Raw genomic sequence first — 16,682 nt, 5'->3', positions numbered from 1 at the left:
CAGCGTGTGGCGGTCGCCGCGTTCTAGCGGGAGCCGCCGCCGACAAGCTGCGCCAGCCGGTCGAGCAGGGGGCGCTGGCCCTCGTTGATTTTCTCGCCTGCCTCATCAAGTGCGAAAAATTCAGCGCGGTCGACCTCGGGAAAGTCTTGCCGTTTGCCGCTGCGCGGCGGCCATTCGATCTGGAAGGTGTTGCTGCGAATGCTGTGGGTATCGATGTCGACCTCGGCAGCAAAGGCGGTGACGATCTTGCCGCCGCGTTGCTTGACCTGCCCCAGCGCGACCAGCGGGACAGTCAGCTCCAGTCCGAGCTCCTCGGCAAATTCCCGCCGCGCGGTGGCTTCAGCGTCTTGTCCGTCCGCATATTCGCCTTTCGGGATCGACCAGGCGCCGAGATCCTTGTTACGCCAGAACGGCCCGCCCGGATGAACGAGCAGGACCTCGATCTCCGGTCGCATCCGATAGGCAATAATTCCAGCGCTCTTTGATGCCATCGCGAGCTCCCGCGGACTATGGGAAGGCGCGCCCTAAAGCGACCTCCGATCTGCGCATCAGCTCGAGGATCGCTCGCGTGACGCGACGCGAATGGCGCGTGCCTTCGCGCCCTTTGTAGCACGCGCCGCGATCATGCCGCGCCCCTTGCCGTGGGCCGAGGTAGTTTTCTTGAGCAAGGATGCGAACCGCTTGCGCGCACGGCTCGCCGTCTGCCGCGCAGCCACCTGTGCGGCCTCGGCCTTCTGGATGATGGTGGTAACCGCGCGTGTCAGGTTCACGGGAACCCAGGCGACATCCTTGGTCTTGGACAGGCTGCCGACGCCTTTGCATGGGGCTTCGCGCGGCAGGTCGATCCGGATCGCGAGGGCCTCGGAGCGCTCGATCCAGTCTTCGGCCTTGGTACCGGTGATACTGCGGACGTAGTCGCGCGTCTCGCGCGGCACGAAGCAGCCCGCAACTGCCAAACTCAATGGAGCAGGCTGCGAGGCGCGTGCTGAAATGACGCCGGCTAGTCCTTCGGAAAATCCTTGCGCATCGCGATCTCGGCGGCATCGCCCGGCGACAGCACGGTCTGGTCGAAGGCTGCTTGCGGCTTGGTCATGATGTCGTAGAGCGAGATGCCCTTGATCGGCTTGGCCATGAGCTCGCGGACGCATTCGGCGAGCGTGCCGTTATAGACGAGATAGGGCGGACCTCTGTCCTTCTGTCTCTGTCCTCTGAGCGACGGCCACTTCTTCAATTCGGCCGGCGCGTCATAGGCGATCGGCGAGCCTTCTCTAAACATGCGCTTAGCCCCAGGCGGCGTGAATTGCCGGAAATCCTAAGGCCGCCGGGTAAACGCATGTTAAAGAATTAGTTCAAATCAGCCGGCAATGAAGGCGAGCAGGGTGCCGTTGGCCTTGGCCGGCGGCACGCAGATCGCCGCTCCGCTGCGCGAGGCCACCGGGCCCAGCGCCTTTTCGGTCGCGGCGAGATCGCTGCTGGCGAGCACCAGCGCCGCGCCGCCGCGCTTCGAGAGACCTTCCAGCGCCACACCGGAATAGCGTTTGCCAAGCTGATCCAGCGTCAGATAGACGAAATCGGCACGATCGCCGCCGGAGGCGACGCTAACGGCGCCGTCGGCTTCCGTCTTCGGCTCGCGATTGATCAGCCGCGACAGATGCGATGCCTCCTTCGCGGGATCGGGTGTTGCGATCAGCACCTGCTTGATGCGCTTGGCCGCATTAGCGTGCGCCATCAGCTCGGGGATCCACACGGTCTCGCGGGTCTTGTGCTGACAGGCGAAGATGCGCACGCCGCCCGGCGCTTCCTCGGTCGGCCACATGAAGGTGCGAAACTTCGCTGCGGACACCGTGCCGTTCGGCAGCGTGACCGGCCGTTCGAAATCGGTCGGACCGATCGGCGTGAGGCCGCGCGCGCGGATCTCCTCCGCACCGGCGGCCGAATCGACCGCGGTGAAAGCTATGCGCTCGATGCCTTCGCCGCGCGTGTCGAGGAAGGCGCGTGCCGGCGCGTTTTGTTCGGTCGGCGCGAGCACGCCGAGCAGCTCCATATAGTCGGGGTCGAACATGATGGTGTAGTTGCCCGTACCCATATGCGCGCTGTGGGTGCCGCGCGGCGACACGGTGAAGCCGAGCCGCTTGTAATTCTCGGCTGCCTTGTCGAGGTCCTTCACCATGACCACGGCGTGGTCGATACCGATGACGTTCTTGAGGGCCACTGCTATTTCCCCGGCGTATGAATGGGCTGACGGACCGCACAAGCGGCCGTAGCATGTCTACGCTGGATGGACGCGCGAGTCATTTTGAAATCGGCGGCGGATGCGCAATTTCTTTCCGCGAAGCGCCGCGTCGACGCGCTGCAGTCGACGGCGTCAGCGATCCTGCCGGCTGATATAGGCGGCGAGGATCGCGCGCTCCTCGGTGGTCATGTCGGTGATGTTGCCCGGCGGCATCGCGTTGGACCATGCCGCCACACGGCCGATGAGGCGAATGTTGCGCCGGATGTGCTCACTGCCGTCAAGCAAGATGCCTTTCGGCGCGGACACGATGCCGGCCCAGACCGGCTCGGCGGCATGGCACATGCTGCAGCGGGACATCACGATCTCCTCGACATCGGCAAGCGTTGGCTGCGTCGCCAGCGCCCCCGTATTGATCTCGCGCGGTCCGGCCGCGGAGAGGAGGCCGATGGCGATCACGCCAATCGCCGCCACGCCCCACACCCACCATGGCGATTTGCGTCCGGCATGCCGCGCGTTGAAGAAGTGGCGGATCACCGGCCCCAGCGCCAGCACGATCGCGACGATGATCCAGTTGAAGCGGGTGGCGTAGAGCAGCGGATAGTGGTTGCTGATCATCAGCACGACGACGGGCAGCGTCAGATAATTGTTGTGGACCGAACGCTCCTTGCTGGCTTTTCCGAGCTTCGGATCGGGGGCCTGGCCCGCGATCAGCGCAGCTACGATCTTCTTTTGGTTCGGGATGATCACCGCGAAGACGTTGGCGACCATGATGGTGCCGACGATCGCCCCGATCTGGTTGAAGGCGCCGCGGCCACTCAGGACGCGCGTGAAGGCGTAAGTCAGCGCGACCAGGAACACGTAGCCGCCGATGGCGAAGGCGAGCTCGCGCTGCGCAAGCCCGGTGCGGCAGGCGACCTCATAGAGTGCCCACGCCAGCGCCAGGCTGCAGAAGCTGAAGAAGCCGGCCTGTGCCGGCGTCAGGTCGAGGATCGACTTGTCGACCAGGAACAGGTCGGCATCGAGATAATAGACCACCACCATCAGCGCGAAGCCGGAGAGCCAGGTGGTGTAGGCTTCCCATTTGAACCAGGTGAGCTCCTCCGGCATCCGGTGGGGGGCCACCAGATATTTCATGATCCGATAGAAGCCGCCGCCATGGACCTGCCAGGCTTCGCCGTGCACGCCGTCCGGCAGATCACGCGTTGGCCTCAGGCTGAGATCGAGGTGGATGAAGTAGAAGGAACTGCCGATCCAGGCGATCGCGGCCACCACGTGCAGCCAGCGCAACAGCAGGCTCGCCCATTCCGATACGATGGATCCCCACATGATCACCCCGTCAGTCACGGCGCCGATATGCCGCAGCTTTGATGACCGCAATACGGCCGCGCCCTTACAATGTGTCGCACCGATCAGCGGCATTTTCCAGTACGATGGGCGCACCTTGCTGCACATCGTGCGGGCATGAGCTGACGTGGGATTCGGCAGGCGTTAGACCCGCCGAAGAACGTATGTGATGCGATCGGCGTTGTGCAGCGGGAGCGAAGCTCGACGGTGCGAGCCGGGAGGAAGGCGACGTGAAGAACAATATCTGGTCCGTGGCGACATCCGCCTGGTTGCTGGCCGCCGCCGCGACCGGTGTGCAGGCCGAGCCGGTGCTGCAAGGCAAGGCGGCCTATGGCAATTGGCAATCCGACAAGCCCGGCACGGTCAGGCTGATCCGCCCGCAGGATCTCGCCAGGCCGGGCGGCACGCCGTCGGCTGCGAGTTTTCCGCGCGTCGTGCCGCGTTCGCCGGAAGCGTCCTTGCAGGTGCCGGCTGGCTTCAAGGTCGAGCTGTTCGCGGAAGGGCTGCGCGGTCCACGCACCGTGCGGGTTGCGCCGAACGGCGATATTTTCGTCGCGGAGACGCGCGCGGGGACTATCCGCGTGCTCCGCGCCGGCGAGGGCAAGGTCGCGACCAACGACGTCTATGCCAGCGGCCTGAGACAGCCGTTCGGCATTGCGTTCTTTCCAAATGGCGACGACCCGCAATGGGTCTATGTCGCCAATACCGACGGTGTCGTCCGCTTTCCCTATCAGGCCGGCGATCTCAAGGCGCGGGGCAAACCGGAGACGGTCGTGGCGAGCCTGCCGCATGATGGCGGCCATTCCACCCGCGACATCGTCTTCACGCCGGACAACAAGCGCATGCTGGTGTCGGTCGGATCGCACAGCAATCTCGCGGAAGGCATGGGCAATCCGCCGGGCGGATTGGCAGCCTGGTCGCGCACGCAGCCGCTGGGCGCTGCCTGGGCGAGTGAGACCGAGCGCGGCGCCGTGCTTGCCTTCAATCCGGACGGCAAGGAGCGGAAGATCTACGCCACCGGCATCCGCAACTGCGTCGGTCTGGCGATTCAGCCGCAGACCGGGCTGCCGTGGTGCTCGACCAACGAGCGCGACGGTCTCGGCGACGATCTCGTGCCCGACTACGTGACGAGCGTGAAGGAAGGCGCCTTCTACGGCTGGCCATGGTTCTATATCGGCGGCAACGAGGACCCGCGCCACGCCGGCGCGAGGCCGGACCTCAAGGACAAGGTGACGGTCCCCGACGTGCTGGTGCAGCCGCACTCGGCCTCGCTCGGCATGACGTTCTACCAGGGCACGCAGTTTCCAGCCGAGTATCGGGGCGATGCCTTCGCAGCCGAGCACGGCTCCTGGAACAGGTCGAAACGTACCGGTTACAAGGTGATCCGAATCCGGATGAAGGACGGCAAGCCGACCGGCGAATACGAAGACTTCATCACCGGCTTCGTCGTCAACGACCGCGAAGTGTGGGGCCGGCCCGTTGGGGTCGCAGTGGCGAAGGATGGCTCGCTGCTGATCTCGGAAGACGGCAACGGCACGATCTGGCGGGTGACAAACGCGCCGCAATGATGCTGCTGCCCCTCTCCCCTTGTTGTGGGAGAGGGTAGTGGCTTCGCGATAGAGAAGCCGGGTGAGGGGCCTCTCTCCGCGAGCGATCTCGCGCAGTTGAGTTTGTGGATAGAGACCCCTCATCCGGCGCTTCGCGCCTCCTTCTCACAAGGGGAGAAGGGAAGGGCATCGTGTTCGCCTCGGCTTACCCCCGTCGCACGCTCGCTCCGCCGTCCACCGGCAGCGTCACGCCGGTGATGAAGTTCGCTTCATCCGACGCCAGGAACAGCGCGGCATTGGCCACGTCCCATCCTGTGCCCATCTTCTTCCGCAGCGGCACCTTGCTGTCACGCTCGGCTTCGACCTCGGCGCGGGTCTTGTGCCATTCGCGGGCGCGGGTGTCGACCGCCATCGGCGTGTTCATCAGGCCCGGCAGGATGACATTGGCGCGGATGCCGTATTCGGCGTTCTGGTAGGCGAGCTGTTCGGTGAAGGCGATCATCGCCGACTTCGTCGCCTTGTAGGCGACGTAGGGATAGGTCGTGATCGCGGCCATCGAGGAGATGTTGATGATGGCGCCGTTTCTCTGCGCGCGCATGATCGGGATCACCTCTTTCGCCGCCAGAATGCAGCTCTTCAGGTTGATGGCGACGACGCGGTCGAACGCCTCCTCGGTCAACTGAAGCAACTCGGCGTCGCCGCCGGCGAGGCTAACGCCGACATTGTTGTGCAGCACGTCGATCCGGCCCCAGCGCGCCTGCGCATCCGCCACCATCGCCTTGATGTCGGCTGACCGCGTGACGTCGGCCTTGAAGGCCGCGGCGGTGCCCTGCTTCGCCACAATCATCGCGACAGTTTCCTCGGCCGACTCGAGATGATGATCGACGCACAGCACCTTCGCGCCCTCGCGCGCGAACGTGAGTGCGGTGGCGCGGCCATTGCCCATGCCTTCGCCGGGACTCTGCCCGGCTCCAACCACGATGGCGACCTTGTCCTTCAAGCGCATGACGTTTTCTCCCTGCTTTTTCATCACGATAGCATGGGCAGATCGCAACAGAAGATCGATCATGTCCAGTGATGGTCGCTCCTAGCGCACGCCCTCCCGCCGGCCATGCATGGCTCCTTCGCCGCGATGATAGTGCGTGGCGCCCAACGGCTCGCCGCTGCGCCGGAACCGTCTTCACACAACTGCGTTTGTTGCGGGCACTGTTTCGCGCTACGCTCTTCCTCGGGGCTTCCCAACCACAAGTGGCTCGCCGATGAATCTGCTCGATCCGCAAGGGCCCGTTGCTGCTGCGAACAGCACCATCCTGGTCGATTCCGTTTTCATCATGCTGACGATCGTGGTGCCGACCATCATCGCGATCCTGGGCTTCGCCTTCTGGTTTCGGGCGTCCAATCCGCGCGCGCACTATCAGCCCGACTTCGTCTATTCCGGCCGGGTCGAAATGGTGGTGTGGGCGATCCCCGCTCTGACCGTCATCCTGCTCGGCGGTGTCGCCTGGATCGGCTCGCATCAGCTCGACCCCGCAGCACCGGTGCCGGGGACCGGCAGCCCGGTGCGGATTCAGGCCGTCTCGCTCGACTGGAAGTGGCTGTTCATCTATCCGGACCAGCGCATTGCCACCGTCAACACGCTGACGGTGCCGGCCGGCGCCGAGCTGAATTTCCAGCTCACGTCGTCGAGCGTGATGAACGTATTCTTCATCCCGCAGCTCGGCAGCATGATCTACACGATGAACGGCATGGTGACGCGGCTCAACCTGCGCGCCGACAACGAGGGCAAGCTTCAGGGGCTCTCGGCGCATTTTTCCGGGGATGGCTTCCCGGACATGATGTTCGACGTCAACGTGATCTCGCCGCTCGTCTTTCCCGACTGGGTGGCGAGCACGGCGAAGACCGATTCCGTGCTGAACGAAGACAGCTACAAGAAACTGATGCAGCAGGGCATCGAGACAGGCAGGCCGACCTACCGGCTCGAGGATCCCCGGCTCTTTGACCTCATCGCGACCCAGCACATTCCGCCCGGGCCCGGACCGCAAGTCGCATCCGAGGCGGACCGGTCGCACAGGGGAGGCCATGATGTTCGGTAAGCTCGATTGGTCGGCGATCCCGTTCGGCCAGCCGATTCCGCTCATCGCAGGCGCGGTGGTGCTGGTCGCAATCCTGGGCGTGCTGGCCTGGGTCGTGGTGAAAGGGCATCTGCCCTATCTCTGGCACGAATGGATCACCAGCGTCGATCACAAGCGCATCGGCGTCATGTATGTGCTGCTGGCCTCGGTAATGTTGCTGCGCGGCGGCAGCGACGCGATCATGATGCGAATCCAGCAGGCGATCGCCTACCAATCGCAGGGTTATCTGCCGCCGGAGCATTACAATCAGATCTTCTCGGCCCACGGCACCATCATGATCTTCTTCGTGGCGATGCCGTTCGTGATTGGGTTGATGAACCTCGTCGTGCCGCTCCAGCTCGGCGTGCGCGACGTCGCCTTTCCGACGCTGAATTCGGTCGGCTTCTGGCTGACCGCGACCGGCGCGCTGCTCGTCAACATCTCGCTCGTGGTCGGCGAATTCGCGCGCACCGGCTGGCTCGCCTTTCCGCCGCTGTCGGGGCTGACCTATTCGCCGGGCGTCGGCGTCGACTATTATGCCTGGTCGCTCCAGATTTCCGGCGTCGGCACGCTGGTGGCCGGCATCAATCTCGTGACCACCGTGCTGAAGCTGCGCACCAGGGGCATGAACTATCTGCGCATGCCGATGTTCTGCTGGACGACGCTGGCCTCGAACCTGCTCATCGTCGCGGCGTTCCCGATCCTCACGGCAACGCTCGCGATGCTGCTGCTCGACCGCTATCTCGGCTTTCACTTCTTCACCAACGAGGCCGGCGGCAACGTCATGATGTTCATGAATCTGATCTGGGCCTGGGGACATCCGGAGGTCTACATCCTCGTGCTGCCGGCCTTCGGCATCTACTCGGAGGTGGTGTCGACCTTCTCTCACAAGCCGCTGTTCGGCTACCGCTCGATGGTCCTTGCCACCATGGCGATCTGCGTCATCTCCTTCATGGTCTGGCTGCATCACTTCTTCACGATGGGCGCGGGGCCCGACGTCAACGCGATCTTCGGCATCGCCAGCATGATCATCGCGGTGCCGACGGGGGTGAAGATCTACAACTGGCTGTTCACGATGTATGGCGGCCGCATCCGCTTCGCGACGCCGATGCTGTGGTCCATCGGATTTATGGTGACCTTCATCATCGGCGGCCTGACCGGCGTCCTCGTGGCGGTGCCGCCGGCCGACTTCCTGCTCCACAACAGCATGTTCCTGGTGGCGCACTTCCACAACGTCATCATCGGCGGCGTGCTGTTCGGCGCCTTCGCCGGCTTCGAATACTGGTTTCCGAAGGCGTTCGGCTTCCGCCTCGATGAGCGTTGGGGCAAGGCGGCGTTCTGGTTCACCTTCACCGGCTTCTACATTACGTTCATGCCGCTCTACATCGTGGGCATGCTGGGCATGACGCGGCGCATGCAGCACTACGACGTCGCGGCCTGGCGGCCCTGGATGCTCGTGGCCGCGATCGGCATGGCGGTGCTGACGGTCGGCGTCATCTGCCAGGTCATGCAGCTCGTGGTCAGCATCCGCAACCGGGAGGCTTTGCGCGATCGCACCGGCGATCCCTGGGACGGCCGCTCGCTGGAATGGGCAACCTCGTCGCCGCCGCCGGTGTTCAACTTCGCCTTCCATCCCGATGTGCGCGGCGAGGATGCCTATTGGGCGATGAAGCAGCACGCCAAGGAGCAGCAGCTCGCGCATCATTTCGAGCCCGAATACGAGGATATCGAGATGCCGAGAAACTCGCCGACCGGATTCGTCTGCGCGTTCTTCGCCAGTGTCACGGGCTTTGCGCTGATCTGGCACATCTGGTGGATGGTGATCCTGGGCGTCCTTGGCGCGTTCGCGACCTTCGTCGTATTCGCCTGGCGCGACCATGACGAATACGTCATACCGGCGGCTGAGGTCGCGCGGATCGATCAGGCCAACATCGAGGAACGCCGCAACCTCGTCAGCATGGCGGGAGCCCTCTAATGGCGATGACCGCGACCTATGGCCACGCGCATGCCGACCCGCACCATATCGGCCGCGTCCTCGAGCATCCCGGGCCGGCACCGAAGCGCATCGTCACCGCCTATGGCTTCTGGGTCTTCCTGCTCTCCGACATCGTGATGTTCTCCTGCTTCTTTGCGGCCTATGCGGTGCTCGTCCACCAGACCGCCGGTGGCCCGAAAGGCTCGGAGATCTTCGAGCAGAAGAACGTCGCGATCGAGACGGTCTGCCTGCTCCTGTCGAGCTTCACCTGCGGCATGGCGAGCATTGCCGCCGACGTGCGCAACAGGCTGTGGTTCTATCTCTGCATGGCCGTGACCTGCGTGCTGGGGCTTGCCTTTCTCAGCATTGAATTCCGTGAATTCGCCGATCTGGTGTCCCGCGGCTACGGGCCGTCGCGCAGTGCGTTCCTGACCGCGTTCTTCTCGCTCGTCGGATGCCACGGCCTGCATGTCTCGGCCGGTGTGCTGTGGCTTCTCACCATGATGGCCCAGGTCTTCGCCAAGGGTTTTCGCGCCGACATCCTGCGCCGCCAGATGTGCTTCGCGCTGTTCTGGCACGCGCTCGACATCATCTGGGTCGCGATCTTTTCAGTCGTCTACCTGCTTGGAGGCGCGCCATGAGCGATGAGACGCATGTGCCCACGCGGCTCGACCTCGCACCGGGCGAGGAAGAACAACACAGCGTCGGCGAGCGGATCCTCGGCTACGTCGTCGGCCTCGTCCTGGCGCTGCTCCTGACCGCGACGTCGTTCTTCATCGCTGGCACGGATCTGGTCTGGCAGCCTTCGATTCCGGTCGCGCTGATCGTGCTCGCGATCGCGCAGATGGGCGTGCATCTCGTGTTCTTCCTGCACATCACGACGGGCCCGGACAACACCAACAACGTTCTGGCGCTCGCCTTCGGCCTCCTGATCGTCTTCCTGGTGGTCGGTGGCACCGTTTGGATCATGGCGCACCTCAATCAGAACATGCCGCCGATGGACCAGATCATGCAGATGCGCAGCTAGCCTGGGGCAAAGAAAAAGAGCCGCTTGCGATGAACAAGCGGCCCAAGTCTAGGGAGGAAACGCCCAAGCAAAGACAATCGGGCCGGAGCCGGATTGCTGCCAAGGAAGCGTTAGCACCACGTGCTACCGCACATATATGAGATGCAACAACTCCCGATAGAGTTCAATTCCGGATCAATACTGTCTCGGATTACCGCTCACAGTTGCGTGAAGCGCTCTCTCATTTCGGCCGGCGGCAATTATACGCCTTGCGGAAGCCGGCAGCCTGCGCGTCGTCCTCCGAGCAGAACCAGCGGTCCGGTTTCGTCGTCGCCGGATAACTCGGGCAGCCTCGCAAATGATAGATGCCGATATTGCCGGTGACGCGGGCGCGCACCGCGAGCTTGCCTTTGATGCTGCAGTTCGGCGGCATCGCCAGATCCTCCGGGAACAGCACGGCGCGAATTTCCTTGTCGCGATCGGGGCGGCAGGCGGCCCCAAGGAGCGCGCCGTCCTTCTTGCCGGTGCGGAACTCTTGCGGTGCAGCAAAGCAGCCCTTCCAGATGCCGGCCGAGGCGGCCTTGGCTTCGGCCGCCGCCGGCTTGACGTTCGCCTTGACGGGCTCGCGCGCGAGGGCAAAGCCGAGTTTGACCAGTTGCTCGTTCAAACTGACCTTGTCGCCTTCCGCCGTACAGATCGCACGGTGCCGCTTGCCGAAGCTCTTCTCTGGCCCGACATCGTCGCAGCGAACGGTCCGCCCGCCGATCAATTTCGTGAGTTGGTCGCGGGCGTCCAGCCCGCAGGTCCAGGGATCGGCGTGATCGTCGATACAGACTTGGTCCAGCTCCGGCGCGTCGACGCCATCGAGCCGATAGGTGGTGTCGCCGAGCTGGATGGAGTTGGCATCCCGGACGGTTGCGGCTGCGGTCAGCGCGAAGCCGGATCCGGTGGTGATCAGAAGTCCGGACAGAGCGAGAAACAAAACAAGCGCGATAGCGCCGGCAAAGGAATTCTTGAAGGACATACGATCTCACTATCGATTGCTCTTGCCCTTCGTTCCTAGCATCCGGACATGGCAACACCAATGGTCTGCGCTGTGCGAAGTGCGACATTCGTGCACCACGCCTTTACTCGCCGGCCGGTCTGCCCCTATCGTTTGCCGTTCAGACAAGCTGCGAAAGGCCGAATCGCCCGCGAAGCGGCGAGGGCGGGAGGACAATGTTTCGATGAAAGACCCCGTGGACGTCCTGATCATCGGCGCCGGCGCTTCGGGCGCCGCCGTCGCGTGGTCGCTGGCCGAGACCAAGATGCACATTCTCTGCCTGGAGCAGGGCGGCTGGATGAACCCCGCGGAATATCCGAGCACGGGCCGCGACTGGGAAGCCAAGTTCTACGGCGAATGGTCGACCAGCCCGAACGTTCGTGGCAGGCCCGAGGACTATCCCATCAACGACGACAATTCGCCGATCAAGGTCGTCAGCTTCAACGCGGTCGGCGGCTCGACCGTGATGTACACGGCCCATTGGCCGCGGCTGCACCCTTCCGATTTCAGGGTGAAGACGCTCGACGGCGTCGCCGACGACTGGCCGATCGACTACGACACGCTGGAGCCGTTCTTCGAGGAGAACGACCGGATCATGGGTACATCCGGCCTGTCAGGCGATCCGCTCTCGCCGCTGACGCATCCGCCGATGCCGCCGCAGCCGCTCGGCCTGTCCGGGCCGCTGATCGGCAATGCCATGAACAAGCTCGGTTGGCACTGGTGGCCATCGGACACGACGGTTGCGACAATGGACTATGAGGGCCGGGCGCGCTGCATCAATCTCGGCCATTGCACGCCGGCCTGTGCGCAAGGCGCAAAATCCTCGACCGACATCACCTACTGGCCGCAGGCGATCCGCGCCGGGGTCGAGCTGCGTACCCATTGCCGGGTGCGCGAGATCACGACCGACGAGAACGGCATGGCCTCCGGTGTGGTCTATTACGACAAAGACGGCATCGAGCAGTTTCAGCCGGCGCATGTCGTCATCATCGCCTGCAACGGTGTCGGCACGCCGCGGCTCCTGCTGAACTCGGCGTCCAGCCGCTTCCCGAACGGCCTTGCCAATTCATCGGGCCTCGTCGGCAAGAACCTGATGTTCCACCCTTACGCGCAGATCTATGGCTACGTGAAGGAGCCGACCGACTCCAACCGCGCCCCGCCGACTTGTCTCTGGAGCAAGGAATTCTACGACACCGATCTGTCGCGCGGCTTCGTTCGTGGCTACGGCATCCAGTTCGGGCGCGGCGCCGGGCCGGTGTTCGAGGCGGTCGCGAGCGAGCAGAAGGGCATTCTGCCGTGGGGTGCGGAGCATCATCGCGTGTTCCGCAGGCTCAACGGCCACCGTGTTGCTGTCTCGGCGATCTGCGAGGATCTCCCGGAGGAACACAACCGCGTTACGCTCGATCCGGTCCTGAAGGACACTAACGGCATTCCCGCGCCGAAGATCGACTACACGATCAGCGAGAACAGCCGCAAGATGATGGACCACGCGCTCGCCCGTGGCCGGGAGATTCTCGAGACCGCCGGCGCAACCGACATCTGCATCAACAATCCTATCCCCTGGGGCGGCTGGCACCTGCTCAGCACGGCGCGGATGGGCACCGATCCCGAACGCTCCGTGGTCAACGAATGGGGCCGCTCGCACGATGTGAAGAACCTCTTCATCGTCGACGGCAGCGTCTTCGTCACCTCGGGCGGGGTCAACCCGACCTCGACCATCCAGGCCATAGCGCTCTACGTCGCCGACCAGATGAAGCAGCGCCTCGCCAATTTGTTCGACTGAGGCCGTCATGTCCGCAGACAATCAACTCACGCGCGCCCAACGCGACGATCTCCGCACTGTCGCCGCGATGATCATTCCCGCCAGCGACGAGTACAAGGTGCCCGGCGCGGACGACCCTGCGATCCAGGCCGACATGCTGGCGACGCTCGGCCGTGACACGGCGCTGGTGCGCCAGGCGCTGGACCATTTGGGGCGCCTGGCGGGCCGACCGCTCGCCGAGCTCGATGCGGCGAGGCGCGACGCGGTGGCACGGGAATTCCGCAGCTCTGGCGGCGCTGCCGCTGCGACCCTGGTCCGCGTCGTGCTGCAATGCTACTACCGCGATGACCGTGTGCTGCGCTCGCTCGGGCTGGAGCTGCGTGCGCCGTTCCCCAAGGGGCACGTGCTTCCGGACGGCGACTGGTCGTTGCTCGATCCGGTCAGGGCAAGGGCAGGCACGCTGCGACAGGTGCCCTAGCAGCCCAGCCCTGCGCTTGATGCGGGCCACTTGCGCGAGACGGAATAGGCCACCATCTGTGTGAGCCTCAAGGACTCTCGCCATGTTGGATTTTACCTCAGATATCGCCGATGACGGCCTGTCATCGCGAATCACAGCGGCTGCCCCGGACAATGATCGGGCCCTGCTGGACGCCTATTCCAATGCCGTGATCGACGTGACCGACCGCGTCGGCCCTGCCGTCGTGCGCGTCGAGACCGGACCGAAGGTGCCGAACGGCCGCGAGCGCGGCGGGCTTGGCTCGGGCATCGTGATCTCGCCGGACGGGCTGGTCCTCACCAACAGCCACGTGGTCGGCTCCTCCAAGGAGATCCGGCTGCGCGACGTCGAGGGTCATGTCGGCGACGCCCGGGTGCTCGGCGTCGACCCCGACACCGACCTTGCACTGCTGCGCGCCAACGGCGTGCGCGACCTGCCCTATGCCGCGCTCGGCAACTCCAAGACGTTGCGGCGCGGCCAGCTCGTGATCGCGATCGGCAATCCGCTCGGCTTCGAGTCGACCGTGACGGCCGGCGTGGTCTCGGCGCTCGGGCGCTCGATCCGCTCGGTGAGCGGGCGGACCATCGAGGACGTGATCCAGACCGATGCCGCGCTCAATCCCGGCAATTCCGGCGGGCCGCTGGTGTCGTCGAATTCCGAGGTGATCGGCATCAACACCGCCATCATCAGCGGTGCGCAAGGCATCTGTTTCGCGGTCGCCAGCAACACCGCGCAGTTCGTGCTGTCGGAGATCATCCGCCACGGCTATGTCCGCCGTGCCTATATTGGCGTTGCCGGGCAGACCGCGCCGATCCCGCGGCGGCATGCGGTGCTGGCCGGTGTCGAGAACAAGATGGGCGCGCTCTTGATGCAGATCGAGCCGGACGGCCCGGCGGCGAAGGCGGGCCTGCTGCCCGGCGACGTCGTCATCAGGCTCGACGGCGTCGAGATCAACGGCGTTGACGACCTGATCCGCGTGCTCGATCGCGACCGGATCGGCCGACGTCTTGCCATGGACGTGCTGCGGCTCGGCCGCCTGCGGGCCATCGACATCGATCCGGTCGAGCGCAAGCCGGCGCGGGGCACATGATCCGGAAAAGTGCGAAGCGGTTTTCCGATAAAATCATGTGCAAAAAATAGAGCGCTCGTCCCTCCGGGCGGGGTATGACAGCGGCATGCCTCGCTCCCGGAAGTTGGCCGCATGATGCCGGCGCACGAGCCCTACGACGTCATCGTCATCGGCGCCGGTGCGGGTGGCATGACGGCGGCGGCCGTTGCCGCCACCGAAGGCTTGCGCGTGCTGGTGATCGAGAAGACCGCCTTCGTCGGTGGCACCACCGCCTGGTCCGGCGGCATGGTCTGGATTCCGGCCAATCTCAAGATGAAAGAGGCGGGGCTGTCCGACAGCGTCTCGGACGCGGTCCGGTATCTGTCGAGCACGGTGCCCGAACCCGCCAATGCCGGGTTGCGCGCTGCCTTCCTCGCGCGCGGGCCGGAGGCGGTCGCCTATCTCGAGGCCAACACCGAGGTGCGGCTGCAGCCGGTGAAGACGTATCCGGACTATTATCCGGAGCGGCTGGGCGCCACGGCCGGTGGGCGCGTGCTCGAGCCGGTCGCCTTCGACGGAACGAGCCTCGGTGCAAACTTCGCCCGTCTGCGGTCGCCGCTGCCGGAGTTCACGCTGTTCGGCGGGATGATGGTCAACCGCCTCGACATCCCGCATCTGCGCCGGGTCGGCAAATCGCTGCCTTCGACCTTGCGTGCGGCGCGGCTCATTTCAGAATACGCTTGGCAGCGGCTGCGCGCACCGCGCGGCACGACGCTGCATCTCGGCAATGCGCTCGCCGCACGGCTGTACGCCTCGCTGTTGGCGCGGCAGGTCGAGATCCTCTTCAGCACCGACGTTGAGGAGCTGTCGATACAGGGCGATCGCGTCAGTGGCGTGGTCATCCGTCACGGCTCCCGCGACCGCACTATCGCCGCGCGCCGCGGCGTGGTGCTGGCGACCGGCGGCTTCTCGCACGACCCAGGCTTGCGCAAGCGCTTTTTCCCGGCGGCTGCGGGGTTCGTCTCGGCGACCAACACCTCCGACACCGGGGATGGGCTTCGCCTTGCGAGCGCAAGCGGCGCCGCGCTGAACATGGAAGCGACCAGCCCGGCCTATTGGGTGCCGGCCTCGCTGTTTCGCCGCGCCGACGGCAGCCGCGGTGTCTTTCCGCACACGGTGACCGACCGCGCCAAGCCGGGCGTGATCGCGGTGAACGCGGCCGGCCGGCGCTTCGTCAACGAGGCGCTGTCCTACCACGAATTCGTGCTTGCCATGCTGCGCGATGGCAACGGCGAGCCTGATCGCCCGTTCTATCTCATCTGCGACCGCCAATTCCTGTGGAGCTACGGCCTCGGCCGCATCAAGCCGTTCACGCGCAACGTCCGCCGCTATGTAGCAAGCGGCGAATTGATCGAGGCCGCGAAGATCGAGCAACTCGCCGCCAAGATCGGCATCAAGCCGTCCGCGCTCGCGGCCACGATCGCGGCTTACAACGCCGACGCCAGGGACGGCCGCGATCCGGAATTCGGCCGCGGCAGCACCGTCTATCAGCGCCATCTCGGAGATGCGGCTCACAAGCCCAACCCCTGCGTGGCGCCGATCATCCGCGCCCCGTTCTTCGCGATGCGCATCTATCCGGCCGATCTCGGCACGGCGATCGGCATGAAGGTCGATGCCCAGGCCCGCGTGCTGCGCGAGGATGGCTCGCCGGTCGCCGGCCTCTACGCCTGCGGCAACGACATGGGCTCGATCATGAACGGCAACTATCCGGGACCGGGGATCACGCTCGGACCGGCGCTGACGTTCGGGTACATCGCGGGGCGGCATCTGGCGGAGGGGGTGTGATGACGTTGGCGTCGACCGTGGCAACGACCCTGCATCTCCTCCGCCGTCATGCCCCGCGAAAGCGGGGCATCCAGTATTCCAGAGACAGCGAGATTCACACGACCGCCGCGGCGTACTGGATCGCCCGGTCAAGCCGGGCGATGACAGTTGAGAGCGTGGCGCGCTCGTTCCGCAACCTCGTCATTGCGAGCGCAGCGAAGCAATCCAGAATGTTTCCGCGGAGGCAGTCTGGATTGCTTTGTCGCAAGAGCTCCTCGCAATGACGCGGGGAGA

At 64.8% G+C, this 16,682-nt stretch carries 16 protein-coding genes; 9 read left to right on the top strand and 7 right to left on the bottom strand.

All coding sequences use genetic code 11. The features are described 5' to 3' along the window. Positions 1-23 precede the first annotated feature (23 nt). The 5 genes from MTR72_RS04760 to MTR72_RS04740 form a co-directional block, all read right to left on the bottom strand. Complete coding sequence (locus MTR72_RS04760; RefSeq protein WP_341510135.1) at positions 24-491, bottom strand: NUDIX domain-containing protein; 468 nt, start codon at positions 489-491, stop codon at positions 24-26. 57 nt (positions 492-548) lie between these two features. Beyond that, complete coding sequence (locus MTR72_RS04755; protein ID WP_280965276.1) at positions 549-962, bottom strand: hypothetical protein; 414 nt, start codon at positions 960-962, stop codon at positions 549-551. Between the two features lie 38 nt (positions 963-1,000). Further along, on the bottom strand, positions 1,001-1,276 hold the full coding sequence (locus MTR72_RS04750) for a hypothetical protein (RefSeq protein ID WP_280965275.1): 276 nt from the start codon (positions 1,274-1,276) through the stop codon (positions 1,001-1,003). Between the two features lie 78 nt (positions 1,277-1,354). Then, on the bottom strand, positions 1,355-2,212 hold the full coding sequence (locus MTR72_RS04745; protein ID WP_280965274.1) for a VOC family protein: 858 nt from the start codon (positions 2,210-2,212) through the stop codon (positions 1,355-1,357). A 153-nt stretch (positions 2,213-2,365) separates the two neighbouring features. Next, positions 2,366-3,559 carry a urate hydroxylase PuuD gene (locus MTR72_RS04740; RefSeq protein WP_341510134.1) on the bottom strand — a complete coding sequence of 398 codons (1,194 nt, stop codon included), beginning with the start codon at positions 3,557-3,559 and terminating at the stop codon, positions 2,366-2,368. Between the two features lie 248 nt (positions 3,560-3,807). On the opposite strand from MTR72_RS04740, the gene MTR72_RS04735 reads away from it, so the two are divergent. Next, positions 3,808-5,145 (top strand): PQQ-dependent sugar dehydrogenase, encoded by a 1,338-nt coding sequence (locus MTR72_RS04735; protein ID WP_280965273.1) that lies wholly within the window; start codon positions 3,808-3,810, stop codon positions 5,143-5,145. Between the two features lie 184 nt (positions 5,146-5,329). On the opposite strand, the gene MTR72_RS04730 is transcribed toward MTR72_RS04735, so the two are convergent. Continuing rightward, entirely contained in the window at positions 5,330-6,130 is an 801-nt protein-coding gene (locus tag MTR72_RS04730) for an SDR family NAD(P)-dependent oxidoreductase (protein WP_341510133.1), read from the bottom strand. A 253-nt stretch (positions 6,131-6,383) separates the two neighbouring features. On the opposite strand from MTR72_RS04730, the gene MTR72_RS04725 reads away from it, so the two are divergent. The 4 genes from MTR72_RS04725 to cyoD are packed head-to-tail and all read left to right on the top strand — an operon-like array spanning position 6,384 to position 10,237. Beyond that, positions 6,384-7,217, top strand: coding sequence for a cytochrome ubiquinol oxidase subunit II (locus MTR72_RS04725; protein WP_280965271.1), 834 nt, complete (start codon positions 6,384-6,386; stop codon positions 7,215-7,217). Beyond that, a complete protein-coding gene (gene cyoB / locus MTR72_RS04720; protein WP_280965270.1) occupies positions 7,207-9,210 on the top strand; it encodes a cytochrome o ubiquinol oxidase subunit I in 2,004 nt (667 codons plus the stop codon). The genes MTR72_RS04725 and cyoB overlap by 11 nt, the downstream gene beginning before the upstream one ends. After that, on the top strand, positions 9,210-9,851 hold the full coding sequence (locus MTR72_RS04715) for a cytochrome (ubi)quinol oxidase subunit III (protein ID WP_280965269.1): 642 nt from the start codon (positions 9,210-9,212) through the stop codon (positions 9,849-9,851). The genes cyoB and MTR72_RS04715 overlap by 1 nt, the downstream gene beginning before the upstream one ends. After that, entirely contained in the window at positions 9,848-10,237 is a 390-nt protein-coding gene (cyoD, locus tag MTR72_RS04710) for a cytochrome o ubiquinol oxidase subunit IV (RefSeq protein WP_280965268.1), read from the top strand. The genes MTR72_RS04715 and cyoD overlap by 4 nt, the downstream gene beginning before the upstream one ends. 220 nt (positions 10,238-10,457) lie before the next feature. On the opposite strand, the gene MTR72_RS04705 is transcribed toward cyoD, so the two are convergent. After that, complete coding sequence (locus MTR72_RS04705) at positions 10,458-11,240, bottom strand: thermonuclease family protein (RefSeq protein WP_280965267.1); 783 nt, start codon at positions 11,238-11,240, stop codon at positions 10,458-10,460. Between the two features lie 202 nt (positions 11,241-11,442). On the opposite strand from MTR72_RS04705, the gene MTR72_RS04700 reads away from it, so the two are divergent. From MTR72_RS04700 to MTR72_RS04685, 4 genes are all read left to right on the top strand, one after another. Beyond that, positions 11,443-13,041, top strand: a complete 1,599-nt coding sequence (locus MTR72_RS04700; protein ID WP_280965266.1) for a GMC family oxidoreductase — start codon at positions 11,443-11,445, stop codon at positions 13,039-13,041. Between the two features lie 7 nt (positions 13,042-13,048). Then, positions 13,049-13,498, top strand: coding sequence for a hypothetical protein (locus MTR72_RS04695; protein WP_280965265.1), 450 nt, complete (start codon positions 13,049-13,051; stop codon positions 13,496-13,498). An 82-nt stretch (positions 13,499-13,580) separates the two neighbouring features. Then, complete coding sequence (locus MTR72_RS04690) at positions 13,581-14,606, top strand: S1C family serine protease (protein WP_280965264.1); 1,026 nt, start codon at positions 13,581-13,583, stop codon at positions 14,604-14,606. 111 nt (positions 14,607-14,717) lie between these two features. After that, on the top strand, positions 14,718-16,409 hold the full coding sequence (locus tag MTR72_RS04685; RefSeq protein WP_341510132.1) for an FAD-dependent oxidoreductase: 1,692 nt from the start codon (positions 14,718-14,720) through the stop codon (positions 16,407-16,409). The last annotated feature ends 273 nt before the right edge of the window (positions 16,410-16,682 follow it).

This window comes from Bradyrhizobium sp. ISRA442 (genome assembly GCF_038085055.1).
Lineage (GTDB): Bacteria > Pseudomonadota > Alphaproteobacteria > Rhizobiales > Xanthobacteraceae > Bradyrhizobium.
Note: the sequence above shows the minus strand (reverse complement) of the source record. Positions and strands in the feature narration are given on the sequence as shown.

Coding starts and splice junctions, on each gene's coding strand:
- MTR72_RS04760 (WP_341510135.1), bottom strand. CDS start 491: ATGGCATCAAAGAGCGCTGGAATTATTGCCTATCGGATGCGACCGGAG.
- MTR72_RS04750 (WP_280965275.1), bottom strand. CDS start 1,276: ATGTTTAGAGAAGGCTCGCCGATCGCCTATGACGCGCCGGCCGAATTG.
- MTR72_RS04740 (WP_341510134.1), bottom strand. CDS start 3,559: ATGTGGGGATCCATCGTATCGGAATGGGCGAGCCTGCTGTTGCGCTGG.
- MTR72_RS04730 (WP_341510133.1), bottom strand. CDS start 6,130: ATGCGCTTGAAGGACAAGGTCGCCATCGTGGTTGGAGCCGGGCAGAGT.
- MTR72_RS04725 (WP_280965271.1), top strand. CDS start 6,384: ATGAATCTGCTCGATCCGCAAGGGCCCGTTGCTGCTGCGAACAGCACC.
- cyoB (WP_280965270.1), top strand. CDS start 7,207: ATGTTCGGTAAGCTCGATTGGTCGGCGATCCCGTTCGGCCAGCCGATT.
- MTR72_RS04715 (WP_280965269.1), top strand. CDS start 9,210: ATGGCGATGACCGCGACCTATGGCCACGCGCATGCCGACCCGCACCAT.
- cyoD (WP_280965268.1), top strand. CDS start 9,848: ATGAGCGATGAGACGCATGTGCCCACGCGGCTCGACCTCGCACCGGGC.
- MTR72_RS04705 (WP_280965267.1), bottom strand. CDS start 11,240: ATGTCCTTCAAGAATTCCTTTGCCGGCGCTATCGCGCTTGTTTTGTTT.
- MTR72_RS04700 (WP_280965266.1), top strand. CDS start 11,443: ATGAAAGACCCCGTGGACGTCCTGATCATCGGCGCCGGCGCTTCGGGC.
- MTR72_RS04695 (WP_280965265.1), top strand. CDS start 13,049: ATGTCCGCAGACAATCAACTCACGCGCGCCCAACGCGACGATCTCCGC.
- MTR72_RS04690 (WP_280965264.1), top strand. CDS start 13,581: ATGTTGGATTTTACCTCAGATATCGCCGATGACGGCCTGTCATCGCGA.
- MTR72_RS04685 (WP_341510132.1), top strand. CDS start 14,718: ATGATGCCGGCGCACGAGCCCTACGACGTCATCGTCATCGGCGCCGGT.